Here is a 16,143-nt window from a genome sequence, read left to right as displayed (position 1 = left end):
CTGGCCTGGTGCGGTGGGTGTCCGGTCGGCATCGGTGCGGGTCAGGACGGCGCCGCGGGCGCCAGCGTCGTGTCGATCCACCGGTTCGGGTCGAGGCCCGCGGGCAGCTGCCCGACCCCGACGATCTCGTTGTAGGTCTGCTGCCAGCGCTGCGGCGCGATACCGGTGAGGCTCTCGCCGCCGGTGTAGGAGTCGACGTAGGCCGCGAGGGCGAGGCGCGCGGTCTCCGGGTCGCGCAGCGCCGGCACCTGGTACTTCCCGCCGATCGCGGCCATGGTCCCGGCGAAGCCGTTCGCCTCGTCGGCGACGATGAACCGCACGGCGTCGTCGATCGCGGCGAGGTAGCGGCGCAGCTTGTCCTGCTCGGCGGGGTCCCGGGCGGCCTGCGCCGAGGTGGCGTAGATCTGCGCGCCGGCGGTGATCGACTGGTTGGGGTCGAGGACGACGGCCTCGGGGCGCGTGCGCTGCAGGAGGACCGAGGTGTCCAGGGAGACCATGTAGCCGTCGATGCGGCCCGCGGTGAGCAGGTCGAACACGCCGGGCGCGAGCCCGACCACCTGGCGGCGGACCTCGGCCGGGGGCACGCCGGCCGAGGCGGCGAGCAGGTCGAGGGTGATGGAGCTCGTCCCGCCCTCCGACGGGGTCCCGATGAGCTTGCCGCGCAGCTGGGCGGGCTGGGTGATCGGGTCGTCGTTCGCCGAGACCACGCGGATCGTCCCGCGGTGGATGACCTCGCCGACCCCGACGAGGGGCGCCTGGCGGTTCCCCGCCGCGATCATGGTCTCGATGTCGCCGATGCGGCTGATCTCCGCCGACCCCGCCAGCAGCGTCTGGATCGCCGGCGCGGAGCCCTGGGTGGCCTCGAACCGGACCTCCAGCCCGCGCGCGGCGAAGAACCCGCGCGTGTCCGCGATGAGCTCCGGGGCGTAGGACAGCGACTCGATCGGCAGGATGTTGAGGAACGTCATCCGCTGCCGGCCGTCGTCGGTGGTGTCGCCCTCGCCGCAGCCGGCCAGCACCGCGCAGGCGACGAGCAGGCCGGCCAGCAGGCGCACCCACGGTCGGCGGATTCGGGCGGTGGTCATCGGGGAGCCTCCTCGCGACGGTGCGATCGGGGGGTGGACGAGTCGGTGGGCGTGCGGCGGAGCAGGAACTCCTCCGCGGTGCCGGCGAGGACCGCGGCGCGCTCGGTGGGGCCGAGCGCCGCGAGCAGACGGGCGGTGCCGTCGCCGTGGACGTGGGGGTGGTCGCCCGCGTACATGACGAGCCGGGCCGCCCCGATCACCTCGAGCGCGTCGGCGAGCTCGGTGGCGTCGGTCGGCAGGTGGGCCGGGGTGCTGGTGAAGCGCACCTGCTCGTGCAGGTACGACGACGGTGGGCGGCGCACCCACGGCACCTCGCGCCAGATGCCCTTCCACTCCTTGTCGAGCCGCCAGAGCAGCGGCGGCAGCCAGGAGAACCCGCACTCGGCGACGACCACGCGCAGGCCGGGCAGCCGGTCGAGGACCCCCTCGACGACGAGGCTCGTCAGCTGCGCCTGGGCCAGGTGGCCCTGGGAGAGGTAGTCGGCGAGGTAGGTGTGGGTGAACCCGGTGGGCGTGGCCGCGCTCCCCGCCCGGCCCCACGCGTGCAGGGTCACCGCGAGCCCGGCCTCGGACGCGGCCTCGAGCACGGGCAGGAAGCGGCGGTGGCCGTAGCGGTGGTCGTGGCCCCGGACCGGGAGCAGCACCTGGACGAACCGCGGGTCGTCGGCGCGCCGGTGGATCTCCGCGACGGCCGCCTCCGGGTCGCCGGAGGGGACCGCGATGCCCCCGCGCAGCCGGTCGTCGTGGTCGAGGAAGTGCTCGACCACCCAGTCGTTGAGCGCCCCGCAGAGCGCGGCGTCGTAGTAGGGGTTGCGGCTGACGTCGAACGCCGAGGTGGCGCTGAGCACGGCGGTCCGCACCGGCACCCCGCCCGGGGCGGGCACGTCGAGCACCCGCTCGCGCAGCGTCGCCACGTCGGCCGGGGCGGGCCCGTCGGTGGCGCCCGGCGGGTAGGCGCCGGCCTGGGCGGGGTCGAGGCGCAGGGCGGCGCCCTCCGCGTAGTCGCGCCAGAACGGGGCGAGGTAGGGCATCAGGGCGGCCAGCGACGCGGGCGCGACGTGGGTGTCGGTGTCGACGGCCCCGCCCACCCCGGCGACCCCGTCCACCCCGCCGGCCGTCACGACGCCCCCTCGGGCAGCTCGATGCCGTAGAGCGCCGCGCCCGTGCGGGCCATCATCGGCCGGCGCAGGTCGGCCGGGAGGACGCGCAGCGCCGTCACCGGGTCGTCGAAGTCCCAGTGCGGGTAGTCGGACGCGAACAGGATCCGGTCCGCCAGCCCGCTCTGGCGGATCGTCACCGCCAGGTGCTCGAGGTTCTCCGGCTCGTCGATCGGCTGCGTGGTGAACCAGCACCGCTCGCGCACGATCTCCGACGGCGGGCGCTGCAGCCACGGCACGTCGTCGGAGAACCGCGCCCAGGCCTCGTCGAGCCCCCACAGCATCGACGGCACCCAGGTCAGCCCGCCCTCGACGAGCACGAGGCGCAGGTCCGGGACGGCGTCGAGCACGCCGCCGGCGACGAGCGTGGTCAGCGCCATCGCCATCGCGTTGCCGTACCAGCCGTGCTGCTCGAGGTAGAACGACGGCCAGCCGTCGCCGCGGTGGCCCTCGGTGCCGCCGAGGTGCATCCCGATCGGCAGGCCGGCTTCGGCCGCCGCGGCGAGCACCGGACGGTACTTGGCGTCGGTCAGGGGCAGGTGGGTGCCGCTCGGGAACAGGACCTGGACGAACCGGGGATCGCCGGCGCGGCGCTCGATCTCGGCGATCGCCTGCTCGGGCGACTCGTGGGCGAGACAGATGCTGGCGCGCAGCCGCGGCTCGGGGTCGAGGAAGTCGGCGACGAGGACGTCGTTGAGCGCCCGGCACAGGGCGGCAGCGAAGTCGGGCTCCTCGGCGCCCCACGTGTGGCCCTGCAACGGGATGAGCACGCCCGCGAGGACGTCGTAGGGGTCGAGCAGCTGCTCGCGCAGCATCCCGAGGTCGCTGCCCGGGGGTCCCGAGGCCGGGTGGGAGTCCGCGCGCATGCCCCCGTTGCGGGTCCGCGGGTAGATCGCCGGCGGCGGGGCCCCGCGCACGCCGAAGCGCTCGTAGCGCCGCCGCCACGGCTCGGGCAGCTCGCGGGCCAGGCGCTGCGGGGTCACCGCCGGGTGGACGTCGGCGTCGACGACGGGCGTGCGGGACGCGCGCCGGGGTCGGGCCGCGGTGTCGGTTGTGGTGCCGGGTGCGGTGCCGGGCAGGGTGTCGGTCACGGTGCTGTCTCCTCCACCCCGGGAGCCGGGGCTGCTGCTCGACGTGCGGAGGTGTCGACGACGACCACGCGGTCCTCGACGGTCACCGCGTAGGTGTCCGCGACGTAGGGGCCGGGGACGCGGCCGGTGACGGGGTCGGGCGTGAGGTCGCCGGGGAGCACCTCGGCGGGGTAGCTGCGCACGGGCGCCTCCCCCGGGCCCAGGAACGATTGGCCGGTGGTGACGTCGTACTCCCAGCCGTGCCAGGGGCAGGCGACGAAGAGCCGGTCGGGGTCGAGGGCGACCTCGCCGGGCGCGCCGGCGGTGGCGAGCGGCGCGACGCGTCCCCGGCACAGCGGTCCGCCCTGGTGGGGGCAGTGGTCGGCCAGCGCGTAGTACTCGTCGCCGACGCGGAACACCCCGATCGAGCGCCGCCCGACCTGCACGACGCGGTGCTCGCCGGGCGCGAGCTCGTCGGCGCGCATCACCGCGATCCTCATCGGTCCTCCCCCGCTGTCGTGTCGGTCAGGGCTGTCCTGTCCGGGCGGTCCAGCTGCTCGACGACCCCGGCCGTCGCGTCGAGCCGGATGCGGTCGCCGGTGCGCAGGACCGCGACCGGGTCGGCGTCGAGGTCGGCGAGGGCGGGCACGCGGGTGACCACGGCCCCGAGCGCCGCCTTCGTCGTGGTGACCGCGAAGACCATGCCGATCGGCGCGGTGCCGAGCAGGCGCGTGGTCTGGAAGAACCCCGACCAGCCCGAGGAGCCCTTGGCGCCGGGGAAGACGAGGATCTTCCCGGTGAAGCAGACGCCTGCCAGGGGGTGGCGGGCCTCGATGATCGTGCCGGTGGCGGGGTCGATGCCGCCCCAGCCGGAGATGGTCTCCGGGGAGACGAGCGCCTCGCCGGTGACGACGCCGGGGACGACGGTGCGCCCGCGCAGGACGACGCCGGCGCGGGTCGCGGGGCGCTGGAGGTCGGTCACCGCAGCTCACCCCGCCAGCGGCCGGTCACCGCGGCGTCGACGCACTCCGCGGTGGTGCCGAACCACGCCTCGATCCCGAGGATCGCCGGCAGGTAGTGCGCCTGCTTGGCCGAGTCGGTGGCGAACACCCGGGTGCCGGCGGGGGCGGTGCGCGACATCGCCGGGCACGAGTCGGTGAGCACCCGCCCGCCCGCCGCCTCGATGACCGCGGTGTAGCCGGAGCGCTCGGCGACGGCGACCAGCGCCCGCGGCGCCATGATCCACAGCTCGGTGCCGTCGGCGAGGCGCCGGCCCTCGAGGGCGCGGGCGGCGTCGCGGAGCTGGTCGAGCGAGGCGTGCGGGCAGCCGAGCAGGACGAAGTCGACGTCCTCGCACGTCCCCTGGTCGTTGAGCCGCTCGTAGGCCGCGCGGCGCTCGGCCGCCCCGAAGACGACGGTGTCCCGCGGCGGCCGCCCCCCGAAGGCCGCCTCGGTGCTCGTCGCCTCCGGCGTGACGCCGGGGACGTGGTACATCTCCACCCCGCCCGACGAGGCCGCGGCGGCGCCGAAGTGCTTGAGGTCGGTGAGGTCCGGGAGCGCGAGGTCGCCGGTGACGACGGGCCGGCCCTCCTGCACGGCGTCGCCGACCGCGTAGCCGAGCAGGCCCCAGTCGAGGAAGCTCGCGACCGGGGTCTCGACGCGCACGTGGTGGGTGCCGAGCCGCTCGTCGTCGCGGTGGTTGCCCCAGCACGGGATGCGTCCGGTGAGGCTGGCCGCGCCGGTGGAGGCGCCGCCCTCGCAGTTGGTGCGGGCGCCGAGCACGCTGTTGGCGTAGACGACCGCCGAGGACTCCATCCAGGCGCAGTGCTCGCCGCGCACCGGCAGGTTGCCGACCTGGTACGGCGTGCAGGTGGCGAGCACCGAGACCCCGCGGGCCCCGACGAAGGCCTCGCCGTCGTCCTGCAGCGCGATCATCTCGGGCGGGTAGGGCGCGACACCGACCGCGTCGCGGCCGAAGCCGTGCTGGAGCTGGCAGGTCGGGACGGCCATCGGCGGGATCGGCAGCGTCTCGTCGGCGTCGAGGTTGATCAGCGAGAACGCCCGGTCCCAGCCGCCCTCGGCGACCAGGCGGGCCTTCACCGGGGAGGGCTGGGTCGTGGTGCCCGCGACGTTGCGGACGTCGCAGAGGCGTTCGGCGTCCAGGGCCTCGCCGTAGCGGACCAGCAGGTCCATGGCGGCCGCCACCGCCGGGCCCTCGTCGCCGTCCCGCAGGCGGCGGTCGTCGTCGGTCAGGATCATCGCGGGCGCCTCAGTCCTCGACGTTGGGCCGGATGCGGTCGGTGAGCTCGGCGGCCCGGCGGGCGGGGACGTCGTGGACGGTGCCGTCGGGGCCGACGAGGTCGAGGACGTGCGCGGCGGCGTGGCCCATCGCCGCGCACGGGCCCATCACCCGCACGCTCGAGAGCGCCGCGGCGTCGCCGTCGACGCAGCGGCCCGCGACCAGCAGGTTCGCCGTGTCCGGCGGCGTCATCGCGCGCAGCGGGACGTAGTGCAGGTGGTCGGGCCCGAAGGTCTCCCACACGTAGCCGGACGGGGTGTCGTGCAGCTCGATCGGCCAGGCGGTGCGGGCGACCGCGTCGGGGAAGCGGGTGCCGGCGCGGACCTCGTCGACGGTGAGCTGGTGGACCCCGGCGACCCAGCGGGTCTGGCGGCGGCCGGGCAGCCCGTAGGAGCGGACCGACGCCTTGCCGAACACCTCGGGGAACTCGGCGCGCAGGAACGCCACCACCCGGTCGGCCTGGGCCTTGCCCTCGAGCTGGGCCTCGGCGGCCGCGATCGGGTCGAGCGGGGCCTCGATGTGGGTCATGTTGAGCACCGCGGTGCCGCGGCCCGGGAAGTAGAAGGCGAGGCCGTCGTGGCGGCGCAGCCCGTACTCGGCGGCCTTGGCCGCGACGCGCGCCGCGAGGTCGGCGGGCTCGGGCGGGTCGGACTCGTCGAGGTGCTCGACGACCAGCTGCTGGCTGCCGTAGATCTCCCGCTCGGGCAGGCGGCAGGGCAGGCCCGCCGCCCAGCACAGGGCGGCGTCGCCGCTGGCGTCGACGAAGCCGTGGGCCCGGACGTCGACCGCGCCGTAGCGGGTGGCGAACCGGGCGCCGAGGACCCGGTCGCCCTCGCGGTCCACGCCCACCAGCGACGCGCCCGTGAGCACCTTGATCCCGTGCTCGCGGACGGTGTCCTCCACCCAGCGCCCCAGCCGCACCTCGTCGTAGCCGACGGTGATGGTGTGGCCGACGCGGTAGAAGATGTCCCCGCTCGCCCCGAGGTCGGTGAAGATGTCGTCGAGCAGGCCGTAGGTGAGCCGGCGGTGCTCCGGCGCGTTGCCGAACGCCCCGCAGAACAGGCCGATCAGCGAGTTCACCATCTGCCCGCCGAGCACCGGCAGCGCGTCCACGAGCACGACGTCGCGGCCGAGGCGCGCCGACTCCACGGCGGCGGAGAGCCCGGCGATGCCGGCCCCGACGACGCAGACGTCGGCGTCGACCCGGTGCTCGGCGGGGTCGGCCGGGTGCAGGAGCGCATCCCGCACGACGGTGCGGACCGGGAGGTCGGTGAGCGGGTGCGGCATGCGTCACACGCTAGGAAGGGACGGGTGGCGCGCGGAAATAGCGATTCGCGCTGCCTCACCATCAACCGCGTTGATGGCGAGGGGGTCAGACGCCCGCGCCCAGCTCGACGAGGAGCTCGCGCAGCCACCGGTGGGCGGGGTCGCCGTCGAGGTCGGCGTGCCACCAGAACCGCTCCCGGATCTCCGCGGCGGCCGGGGCGCGCTCCGAGGCCGGGCACTCGCGCACCACGAGCCCGAGCCGCGGCGCGACCTCCCGGGCCAGCCGCTCCTGCACCAGCGCCACCCGGTCGGTGCCGGCCACCAGGTGGGGCACCCCGAGGTAGCTCTCCACGCGCACGCGGGTGTCGGGCTCGATCCCGAGCCGGGCGAGCTCGCGGGTCATCGGCACCGCCGTCGAGAACCCGCGGTCGGGCGCGAACGGCACCACCCAGGGCAGGGCCGCGAGCACCGCGGGGGTGAGCTCGTCGTCCGCGGCGGGGTGGGCGGCGTCGAGCAGGAGGACCCAGCGGTCGCGGAAGAGCTCGACCGAGCGCAGGTCAGGGCGGTCGAAGCGCGGCGACGGCGGCGCCACCACGCCGTCGATCAGCCGGCTCGTCTCGGCGATGTCGGCGGTGAACGACTCCCGCACCAGCCGCAGCCGTAGCTCCACGCCCGGGGCGCGCACCGCGAGCGCCGAGGAGAGCGCCGTCCCGAGCACCGCGATCGTGTAGTCGGCGAGCAGCAGCGTGAAGCCGCGCCGGGTCGTCGCCGGGTCGAACTGCCGGCCCGTGCCGAAGAGCCGTTCCGCGGCCGCGCACACGCCCTCGACCTGCTCCGCCAGCTGCGCGGCGAGCGGGGTGAGCACGTAGCTCCCGTTGTGGCGGGTGAGCAGCTCGTCGTCGAAGTGGCGGCGCAGGCGGGACAGCGCGGCGCTCGCGGCCGGCTGCGTGACCCCGACCCGCGCGGCCGCCCGCGTCACGTTGCGCTCGCGCAGCAGTTCGCGCAGCGACACCAGCAGGTTGAGGTCGAGGTTCGCCAGGTGTGACGACGACGGTGTCCGCACCCGCCCAGGGTGGTGTCCGCGGCACCGGTCGCGGAAGGCCATCCGCGGCATCGATACCCGCGGCGGCGTTCCTAGGCCTGGGGGTCGGCCCCGCCCGCGCCCGAGACCTCGTCGCCGGCGCCGGTGTCGGTGCCCTCCGAGGCGTCCGCCGACGACTCCGGCGCCGCGTTCCCGGGCAGGAGCTCGGCGAGCGCCGCCCCGGTGACCCGGCGGAAGGCGCGGCGGGGACGGCGGGCCCGGTCGAGCACGGCCACCTCGAGGGCGTCGACCCCGAGGGCCTCCGCGGACGACGAGGACGACGAGGACGACGAGGACGCGCTTGACGACGACCCGTTCGCCGACTGCAGCGCCTCGAGCGCGATGCGCAGGGCGTCGCGCATCTCGAGGTCGGACTCGTAGGAGCTCCGGAGCGCCGCGCTGATCGGCTCGGTGGTGCCGCCCATGACCACGAAGCGGGGCTCGTCGGAGATCGACCCGTCGTAGGTGATGCGGAAGAGCTTGTCGCGGTCGGGGGTCTCGCCGACCTCGGCGACGCAGAGCTCGACCTCGAACGGCTTCTGCTGCTCGATGAAGCTCGCGCCCAGGATCTGGGCGTAGGCGTTGGCCAGCGAGCGCCCGGAGACGTCGCGGCGGTCGTAGGTGTAGCCCCGCACGTCGGCGTAGCGGATGCCCGCGGTGCGCAGGTTCTCGAACTCGTTGTACCGGCCGACCGCGGCGAACCCGATCGCGTCGTAGATCTCCGAGACCTTGCGCAGCGAGTTCGACCGGTTCTCCGCCACGAACAGCACGCCGCCGGCGAAGGTCAGCACGACGACGCTGCGGCCCCGCGCGATGCCCTTGCGCGCGAGGTCCGAGCGGTCGCGCATCAGCTGGTCGACCGACGCGTAGAACGGCATCGTCATGGCGGGGAGCGCTCCTGGGTCTGGGCTCGGGTGGGGTGGGTCTCGGGTGGGCCGGCCGGATCAGCCGCCGGGGCGCTCGCGGCGCCCGGCGACGACGGCGTCGGCGACCGTGCCGACCTCGTCGTCGGTGAGCATCGTCGCGCCCTCGGCGTCGATCGTCACGACCACCGGGTTGATGCCGCGGATGGTGTCGGGACCGCCGGTGGCGGAGTCGTCGTCGGCGGCGTCGTAGAGCGCCTCGACGAGCGTGCGCACGACGTCGTCGCGCGAGCCCTGCGGGTCGTGGCGCTTCTTCAGCGCCGACTTGGCGAACAGCGAGCCGGAGCCGACCCCGGCGTAGTGGGTCTCCTCGCTGCGGGTGCCGACGACGTCGTAGGAGATGATCCGGCCGGCGCGGGCCGGGTCGGCGGCATCGACGTCGAAGCCGACGAACAGCGGGACGAACGACAGGCCCTGCATCGCGGCGCCGAGGTTGCCCCGCACCATGCCGGCGAGCTTGTTCGCCTTGCCGTCGAAGGTGAGCGGGACGCCCTCGAGCTTCTCGTAGTGCTGCAGCTCGACGGTGAACAGGCGCACGGCCTCGACGGCCATCCCCGCGGTGCCCGCGATGCCCGCCGCCGTCCAGTCGTCGGTGACGAACACCTTCTGCATGTCGCGCGAGGAGATGAGGTTGCCCATCGTCGCGCGCCGGTCACCGGCGATGGCGACGCCGCCGGAGAACGTCGCGGCCACGATCGTCGTGCCGTGCGCGGCGGTGCCGGTCCCGGACGGGCCGGCCTGCTCGGCCGTCACCGGCCGCGCGTTCGACCCGGGCAGCAGGTCGGGCCGGACCTCGCGCAGGAAGTCGACGAACGAGGCCGTCCCCGCGTGGAAGTAGGCCGGGGGCAGGGCCGACGAGGGCTCCATCGGTGGGGCGCTCCTGAGCAGTCGGGTCGGGGATCGGTGTCCGGGTGGGTGGCCGGGCGGTGGCCGGGTGGGAGATGGAGCGCCGCCCCCGGGCCCGGCGGACCGGGCCGCGGGGGCGGCGGGACGAGAATGGGCCGAACGGAGGACGAACCTCCGACCGAGAGGTTACTGGCCGCCCTTCTGGACGTACGCGCGGACGAAGTCCTCGGCGTTCTCCTCGAGCACGTCGTCGATCTCGTCGAGGATCGTGTCGACGTCCTCACCGAGCTTCTCGCGGCGCTCCTGGCCGGCGGCGGTGGTGTCCTCGCCGCCCTCGCCGTCGTCGCCCCCGCCCTGCCGCTGGGTCTGTTCCTGCGCCATGGCTGCCTCCCGGGTCTCGGTACTGCGCCGTGAACACTACCGATCGTCCGGGCGGTCCGCCCGTGTCCCGCGGCGATCCCCACGGCTATCCCCGTGTCAGCGCCTCCACGAGCGCGGTGGCGTCGGCGGAGTTGTCGATGAGCTCCCCGACGTGCCCGCGGGTACCGCGCAGGGGCTCGAGGGTGGGGATCCGGACGAGCGACTCGCGTCCCAGGTCGAAGATCACCGAGTCCCACGAGGCCGCGGCCACCTCGGCCGGGTAGCGCTCGAGGCAGCGGCCGCGGAAGTAGGCGCGGGTGTCCTCCGGCGGCTTCGTCACCGCCGCGCGGACCTCCTCCTCGGTGACCAGGCGCTTGATCGACCCGCGGGTCACCAGCCGGTTGTAGAGCCCCTTGGCCTGCCGCACGTCGGCGTACTGCAGGTCGATGAGGTGCAGCTTCGGCGAGTCCCAGGGCAGGTTGTCGCGCTGCTGGTAGCTCTGCAGCAGGTTGAGCTTGGCGACCCAGTCGAGGCGGTCGGCGCAGCGCAGCGGGTCGGTGTCGAGGTCGTCGAGGACCTCCTGCCAGGTGTCGAGCACCTCGCGGGTCATCGGGTCGATCTCGCCGTCGCCCGTGGTCTCCTCGTGCTTCCAGGCGCGCTCGAGGTAGGAGCGCTGGATGTCGAGCGCGGTCATCTTCCGGCCGTCGGAGAGGTCGACCAGCGTCTTGAGCGTCGGGTCGTGGCTGATGCGGTGCACCGAGCGCACCGGCTCGAGCAGGCGCAGGTCGTCGAAGCGGACGCCGGCCTCGATCATCGAGAGCACCAGCGCGGTGGTGCCGACCTTGAGGAACGTCGAGTACTCCGCGAGCGTCGCGTCACCGATGATGACGTGCAGGCGCCGGTACTTGTCGGCGTCGGCGTGCGGCTCGTCGCGGGTGTTGATGATGCCGCGCTTGAGCGTGGTCTCCAGCCCGACCTCGACCTCGATGTAGTCGGCGCGCTGCGAGAGCTGGAAGCCCGGCTCGTCGCCCGAGGGCCCGAGCCCGACGCGGCCCGCCCCGACCACGACCTGGCGCGACGCGAAGAACGGCGTCAGGCCCGTGATGATCGTCGGGAACGGGGTCTGGCGGGCGCAGAGGTAGTTCTCGTGGGAGCCGTAGCTCGCACCCTTGTTGTCGATGTTGTTCTTGTAGAGCTGGATGCGCGGCGTGCCGGGGACGGTGGCGGCCCGCTCGGCGGCGTCCTCCATCACCCGCTCCCCCGCCTTGTCCCAGATCACGGCGTCGCGCGGGGTGGTGACCTCGGGCGCCGAGAACTCCGGGTGCGCGTGGTCGACGTAGAGCCGCGCGCCGTTGGTGAGGATGACGTTGGCGGCGCCCAGGTCGTCGAGGTCGCCGGCGTCGGGCGGCGGACCGGCGCTCGGGCCGAGGTCGAAGCCCCGGGCGTCGCGCAGCGGCGACTCGACCTCGTAGTCCCAGCGGGCGCGGCGGGCGCGCGGGACGTCGGCGGCCGCGGCGTAGGCCAGCACGATCTGGGTGGACGTGATCACCGGGTTCGCCGCCGGGTCGCCGGGGACGGAGATGCCGTACTCGATCTCGGTGCCCATGATGCGCCGCGCCGTCATGCCCCCGACCTTATGCGTGCTCGGCGTCCGCGGCCCGCTCCGGGCGGGCGCCCCGCCAGAGGATGCCGAAGACCACGGCGGCGAGCACCACCGCGCCCGCCATGGTCGCCGCCATCGGCACCGCCGTGCGCCCGCCCGCGAGGCCCACCAGCGGCGCCGTGCCGGCCCCGACGAGGAACTGCGCGGTCCCGAGCAGGGCCGAGGCGCTGCCGGCGTGCTCGGGGTGGTCGGCGAGGGTCAGGGTCGTGGCGCTGGGCAGGACGAGCCCGACCCCGACGACGGTGACGACGAGCCCCGTGAGGATGCCGGCGAGCCCGGCGCCGACGAGGGCGGAGACGAGCAGCACCCCGGTGCCGACCACGGCGACCCCGAGCCCGACGACGAGCAGGCGCTCCGGGCGCACCCGCCCCGAGCCCGCGAGCCGGCCCGCGACCTGCACCGACGTCACGATCGCCACCGAGTTCGCCGCGAACACCCCCGAGAAGCCCTGCGGCGAGAGCCCGTAGAGGTCCTGGAGCACGAACGTGGAGCCCGAGATGTAGGCGAACATCGCCGAGAACGTCAACCCCGCGGCCAGCACGCACGCCACCACCCGCCGGTCGCCCAGCAGCACCCGGAACGAGGCGATCGTCGCGGCCGCGCTGCCCGCCCGGCGCCGTGCGCGCGGCAGCGACTCCCGCACGAGCGCGAGCACCGCGACCCCGGTCAGCACGCCGTACACCGCGAGGACCACGAAGACCCCGCGCCAGCTCGTCACCCGCAGCAGCTGCCCGCCGAGCACCGGCGCGACGATCGGCGCCACGCCCGAGACCAGCATCAACGTCGCGAACGAGCGCGCGGAGGTCGTCGCGTCGCTGGTGTCGCGGACCACCGCCCGCGCCACCACGATCCCCACGGCGCCGAGCAGCCCCTGCGCCAGCCGCAACCCGACGAGCACCTCGACGCTCGGCGCCACCGCGCAGAGGACCGAGGCGATCGCGAACCCCGCCGCGCCGAGCAGCATCGGGCGCCGCCGGCCCAGCACGTCGGACAGCGGGCCCGCGACCAGCTGCCCCAGCGCCAGGCCGACGAGGCAGGAGGTCAGCGAGAGCTGGGCGACCGACGGCGTCGTCGCGAGGTCGGCGGTGAGCGCCGGCAGCGCCGGGAGGTAGGTGTCGAGGCTCAGCGGGGCGGCGGCGGTGAGCGCGCCGAGGACGACGAGGCGCGCGCGGTGCCCGGGTGCGGGCCCGCTCACGAGGCCGGCTCGTCCTCCGCCGTCAGCCACCGCATGAGGTGCTCGTGCACGTCCGGGTCGTTGAGCAGGTGGAAGTGGTGCGACGACGTCAGCGGCTCGACGTCGGCCACGGCGCCGCCGGCGGAGTCCACGGGCACGAGCAGGTCGCCCAGCGCGTTGGCCAGCGGGTGGTGCGCCGAGCTCGTGACGCAGGCGGCCACGGCGTGGTGCGAGGCGTGGGCGAGCAGCGGCACCTCGGTGTCCGACACCCCGGCGACGAGGTCGCGGATGCCCGCCGAGCGCCGGTCCAGGAACTCCCCCCACGTGCGCGAGCGCGACCACCGCGAGAGCTGGGTGGCGATCTGGTCGACGCGGTGGGCCAGCGGCGCCCCGCGGTGCGGCGAGCCGAGGTAGATCATCCGGCGGACGGCGCCGACCCACGGCTGGCCCGTCTGCACGGCGTGGTGGCACGCGTGGCGCAGCACGAGCCCGCCCATCGAGTGCCCGACGAGGTCGAGGCGCGCGACCTCCTCGGGCCAGCGCCGCCACAGGTCGGTGAGCAGCAGGGACAGCGCCGCGCCGTTGTCGGCGATGGGCAGCCCCGTGTTGTAGCGCAGGAGCAGCGGCGTCGCGCCGGTCGCCGATGCGGCCCGCTCGGCGTAGCCCTCCCCCGCGCTCGCCTCGCCGTAGAGGCGCCAGGCGTGCTCGGTCTCACCGAGGCCGTGGACGAAGAGCACGAGGCGGGTGAGATCGCGCTCGGGGTGGTCGGCGACCACGGCGCGCAGGGCCTCGGGGTCGCCGGGCAGCTCGGCGTGCGGGTCGTCGTCGGCGACCGTCGCCGTGTACAGCGTCATCGGGACGGCGAGGTCGTTGTCGAGGGCCACCATGTGGTCGCCGACCAGCCCGTTGACGGCCCCGGTGAGCACCGCGCCCGTGGGCGTGCCGGTGACGGGACGCCAGTCGCCGGGACGGGCCAGGGCGGCCGCGGCGCCGATCCCCCGCCCCGCGAGGTGGGAGATGCCGCGGACGGCCGCGTAGACGCCGGTGCTGATGCCGTCGTGCACCACCTGCACGGGCCTCGACGCCGGCCCGAGCCCGACGCGGCGCAGCACGCCGAACACGGTGCCGGAGATCGCCTCGTGGGTGCCCTGCACCGGCCGCGAGATGATGTCGACGGCCTCCGACGCCACACCGGCCGCCCCGCGGACCTCGTTGCGGTCCGGGCGGGACGGCCAGGGTGACTCGTCGCTCATGCCTACACGGTACCCACTGTCACAGGTACCGGCCCGGTCAGAGGTACTGGCCGGTGTTCGACGCGGTGTCGATCTCCTTGCCCTGCGTCGCACCCTTGCCGGTGACCAGCGTGCGGATGTAGACGATCCGCTCGCCCTTCTTGCCCGAGATCCGGGCCCAGTCGTCCGGGTTGGTGGTGTTCGGCAGGTCCTCGGACTCGGCGAACTCGTCGACGACGGCGTCCAGCAGGTGCTGCACGCGCAGGCCCGGCTGCGAGCTCTCCAGCTCGGACTTGATCGCCGACTTCTTCGCGCGCCCGACGATGTTCTCGATGACCGCGCCGGAGTTGAAGTCCTTGAAGTACAGGACCTCCTTGTCCCCGTTGGCGTAGGTGACCTCGAGGAACCGGTTCTCGTCGGTCTCGGCGTACATCCGCTCGACGACCCGCTCGATCATGCCCTCGAGGCACGCCGCCCGGTTGCCGCCGAACTCGTCGATGTCGTCCTCGTGCAGCGGCAGCCCGTCGATCAGGTACTTCGAGAAGATGTCCTGCGCCGCCTCGGCGTCGGGACGCTCGATCTTGATCTTCACGTCGAGCCGGCCCGGCCGCAGGATCGCGGGGTCGATCATGTCCTCGCGGTTCGAGGCGCCGATGACGATGACGTTCTCGAGCCCCTCGACGCCGTCGATCTCGCTCAGCAGCTGCGGGACGATGGTCGTCTCGACGTCGCTCGAGACACCCGAACCACGGGTCCGGAAGATCGAGTCCATCTCGTCGAAGAACACGATCACCGGCGTGCCCTCGGACGCCTTCTCGCGCGCCCGCTGGAAGATCATCCGGATGTGCCGCTCGGTCTCGCCGACGAACTTGTTGAGCAGCTCCGGGCCCTTGATGTTGAGGAAGTGCGCCTTGACGTCGCGGCTGTCCTCGCCGCGGGTCTCGGCGACCTTCTTCGCCAGCGAGTTCGCCACCGCCTTGGCGATGAGCGTCTTCCCGCACCCGGGCGGCCCGTAGAGGAGCACGCCCTTCGGCGGGCGCAGCTGGTAGGTCCGGAACAGGTCCGCGTGCAGGAACGGCAGCTCCACCGCGTCGCGGATGGAGTCGATCTGCCGCGAGAGCCCGCCGATGTCGGTGTAGGCGACGTCGGGGACCTCCTCGAGGACCAGCTCCTCGACCTCGGCCTTCGGGACCTTCTCGTACGCGTAGCCGACGCGGGTGTCTACCATGAGCGAGTCGCCGGCCTTGAGCTCGGGCGCGTCCGCGTCGAGCAGCGAGTCGGCCAGGTGGACGATCCGCTCCTCGTCGGCGTTCCCGATGATCAGGGCGCGGTTGCGCGTGCCGTCCTCCTCGGTGAGGACCTCGCGCAGCGCGACCACCTCGCCGATGCGCTCGTAGGAGCCCGCCTCGACGACGGTGAGCGCCTCGTTGAGCCGCAGGGACTGCCCGCGGGTCAGGTCGGCGATCTCCACCGCGGGCGACACCGCCACGCGCATGCGGCGTCCGGAGGTGAACACGTCGACCGTGGAGTCGTCGTGCGCCTCGAGGAACGTGCCGTAGCTCGACGGCGGCTGCGCGAGCCGGTCGACCTCCTCGCGGAGGGCCACGAGCTGCGCCCGGGCCTCCTTGAGGGTCTCCGTGAGCTTGTCGTTCCGCTCCGTCAGCTGCGCGACGCGCTGCTGCGCCTCGCCCAGCCGCTGCTCCAGGATGCGCGCGTGCCGCGGGGATTCGGTCAGCTTGCGACGCAACAGCGCGACCTCGTCCTCGAGGAAGCGCACCTGTGCTGCCATGTCCGCCGAGCCACGGTCGTGTCCGCGGTCCCGGCCCTGGTCGGATCGGCCCCTGGGGTCGTCGTCAGTCGTCACGGCGCCCTCCTCCGCTACTCCGTGACCAGAACCGTACCCGCGAATCGAGGTGTCCGTGGAGTAGCGTCCCGGTGACGGAGTTCTCACGAGCCGCCCTTGCATCACGTCACCGAGGGTGATTCC

General features: G+C 74.3%; 15 protein-coding genes. All 15 read right to left on the bottom strand.

Annotation, left to right across the window (positions count from 1 at the left end; all coding sequences use genetic code 11):
• Window positions 1–41: 41 nt before the first annotated feature.
• Window positions 42–1,085: an ABC transporter substrate-binding protein gene (locus tag PH190_RS25850; RefSeq protein ID WP_274234410.1), complete on the bottom strand. Its 1,044-nt coding sequence runs from the start codon at window positions 1,083–1,085 to the stop codon at window positions 42–44.
• On the bottom strand, window positions 1,082–2,206 hold the full coding sequence (locus PH190_RS25845) for an amidohydrolase family protein (RefSeq protein WP_274234409.1): 1,125 nt from the start codon (window positions 2,204–2,206) through the stop codon (window positions 1,082–1,084). Before PH190_RS25845 ends, PH190_RS25850 begins: the two co-directional genes overlap by 4 nt.
• The gene (locus tag PH190_RS25840) at window positions 2,203–3,333 is read right to left on the bottom strand and encodes an amidohydrolase family protein (protein ID WP_274234408.1); all 1,131 of its coding nucleotides are present in this window, start codon (window positions 3,331–3,333) and stop codon (window positions 2,203–2,205) included. Before PH190_RS25840 ends, PH190_RS25845 begins: the two co-directional genes overlap by 4 nt.
• A complete protein-coding gene (locus PH190_RS25835) occupies window positions 3,330–3,812 on the bottom strand; it encodes a Rieske (2Fe-2S) protein (RefSeq protein WP_274234407.1) in 483 nt (160 codons plus the stop codon). The genes PH190_RS25840 and PH190_RS25835 overlap by 4 nt, the downstream gene beginning before the upstream one ends.
• Complete coding sequence (locus tag PH190_RS25830; protein WP_274234406.1) at window positions 3,809–4,294, bottom strand: aconitase X swivel domain-containing protein; 486 nt, start codon at window positions 4,292–4,294, stop codon at window positions 3,809–3,811. The genes PH190_RS25835 and PH190_RS25830 overlap by 4 nt, the downstream gene beginning before the upstream one ends.
• The gene (locus PH190_RS25825; protein WP_274234405.1) at window positions 4,291–5,571 is read right to left on the bottom strand and encodes an aconitase X catalytic domain-containing protein; all 1,281 of its coding nucleotides are present in this window, start codon (window positions 5,569–5,571) and stop codon (window positions 4,291–4,293) included. Before PH190_RS25825 ends, PH190_RS25830 begins: the two co-directional genes overlap by 4 nt.
• Window positions 5,572–5,581: 10 nt before the next feature.
• A complete protein-coding gene (locus PH190_RS25820; protein WP_274234404.1) occupies window positions 5,582–6,898 on the bottom strand; it encodes an FAD-dependent oxidoreductase in 1,317 nt (438 codons plus the stop codon).
• An 85-nt stretch (window positions 6,899–6,983) separates the two neighbouring features.
• Window positions 6,984–7,940 (bottom strand): LysR family transcriptional regulator, encoded by a 957-nt coding sequence (locus tag PH190_RS25815; RefSeq protein WP_274234403.1) that lies wholly within the window; start codon window positions 7,938–7,940, stop codon window positions 6,984–6,986.
• Between the two features lie 71 nt (window positions 7,941–8,011).
• Entirely contained in the window at window positions 8,012–8,842 is an 831-nt protein-coding gene (gene prcA / locus PH190_RS25810; protein ID WP_274234402.1) for a proteasome subunit alpha, read from the bottom strand.
• A 60-nt stretch (window positions 8,843–8,902) separates the two neighbouring features.
• Window positions 8,903–9,748 carry a proteasome subunit beta gene (gene prcB / locus PH190_RS25805; RefSeq protein WP_274234401.1) on the bottom strand — a complete coding sequence of 282 codons (846 nt, stop codon included), beginning with the start codon at window positions 9,746–9,748 and terminating at the stop codon, window positions 8,903–8,905.
• A gap of 165 nt (window positions 9,749–9,913) precedes the next feature.
• The gene (locus tag PH190_RS25800; protein ID WP_116710823.1) at window positions 9,914–10,108 is read right to left on the bottom strand and encodes a ubiquitin-like protein Pup; all 195 of its coding nucleotides are present in this window, start codon (window positions 10,106–10,108) and stop codon (window positions 9,914–9,916) included.
• A gap of 85 nt (window positions 10,109–10,193) precedes the next feature.
• Window positions 10,194–11,711 carry a depupylase/deamidase Dop gene (gene dop / locus PH190_RS25795; RefSeq protein WP_274234400.1) on the bottom strand — a complete coding sequence of 506 codons (1,518 nt, stop codon included), beginning with the start codon at window positions 11,709–11,711 and terminating at the stop codon, window positions 10,194–10,196.
• A gap of 10 nt (window positions 11,712–11,721) precedes the next feature.
• Window positions 11,722–12,945 carry a multidrug effflux MFS transporter gene (locus PH190_RS25790; RefSeq protein WP_274234399.1) on the bottom strand — a complete coding sequence of 408 codons (1,224 nt, stop codon included), beginning with the start codon at window positions 12,943–12,945 and terminating at the stop codon, window positions 11,722–11,724.
• On the bottom strand, window positions 12,942–14,177 hold the full coding sequence (locus PH190_RS25785; protein ID WP_274234398.1) for an esterase/lipase family protein: 1,236 nt from the start codon (window positions 14,175–14,177) through the stop codon (window positions 12,942–12,944). The genes PH190_RS25790 and PH190_RS25785 overlap by 4 nt, the downstream gene beginning before the upstream one ends.
• A 37-nt stretch (window positions 14,178–14,214) precedes the next feature.
• A complete protein-coding gene (gene arc / locus PH190_RS25780) occupies window positions 14,215–16,020 on the bottom strand; it encodes a proteasome ATPase (RefSeq protein WP_337993855.1) in 1,806 nt (601 codons plus the stop codon).
• Window positions 16,021–16,143 lie beyond the last annotated feature (123 nt).

Source organism: Actinomycetospora straminea, assembly GCF_028737255.1.
Classification (GTDB): domain Bacteria; phylum Actinomycetota; class Actinomycetes; order Mycobacteriales; family Pseudonocardiaceae; genus Actinomycetospora; species Actinomycetospora straminea.
Note: the sequence above shows the minus strand (reverse complement) of the source record. Positions and strands in the feature narration are given on the sequence as shown.

Coding starts and splice junctions, on each gene's coding strand:
- prcA (WP_274234402.1), bottom strand. CDS start 8,842: ATGACGATGCCGTTCTACGCGTCGGTCGACCAGCTGATGCGCGACCGC.
- PH190_RS25825 (WP_274234405.1), bottom strand. CDS start 5,571: ATGATCCTGACCGACGACGACCGCCGCCTGCGGGACGGCGACGAGGGC.
- PH190_RS25800 (WP_116710823.1), bottom strand. CDS start 10,108: ATGGCGCAGGAACAGACCCAGCGGCAGGGCGGGGGCGACGACGGCGAG.
- PH190_RS25835 (WP_274234407.1), bottom strand. CDS start 3,812: ATGAGGATCGCGGTGATGCGCGCCGACGAGCTCGCGCCCGGCGAGCAC.
- dop (WP_274234400.1), bottom strand. CDS start 11,711: ATGACGGCGCGGCGCATCATGGGCACCGAGATCGAGTACGGCATCTCC.
- PH190_RS25850 (WP_274234410.1), bottom strand. CDS start 1,085: ATGACCACCGCCCGAATCCGCCGACCGTGGGTGCGCCTGCTGGCCGGC.
- PH190_RS25820 (WP_274234404.1), bottom strand. CDS start 6,898: ATGCCGCACCCGCTCACCGACCTCCCGGTCCGCACCGTCGTGCGGGAT.
- PH190_RS25785 (WP_274234398.1), bottom strand. CDS start 14,177: ATGAGCGACGAGTCACCCTGGCCGTCCCGCCCGGACCGCAACGAGGTC.
- prcB (WP_274234401.1), bottom strand. CDS start 9,748: ATGGAGCCCTCGTCGGCCCTGCCCCCGGCCTACTTCCACGCGGGGACG.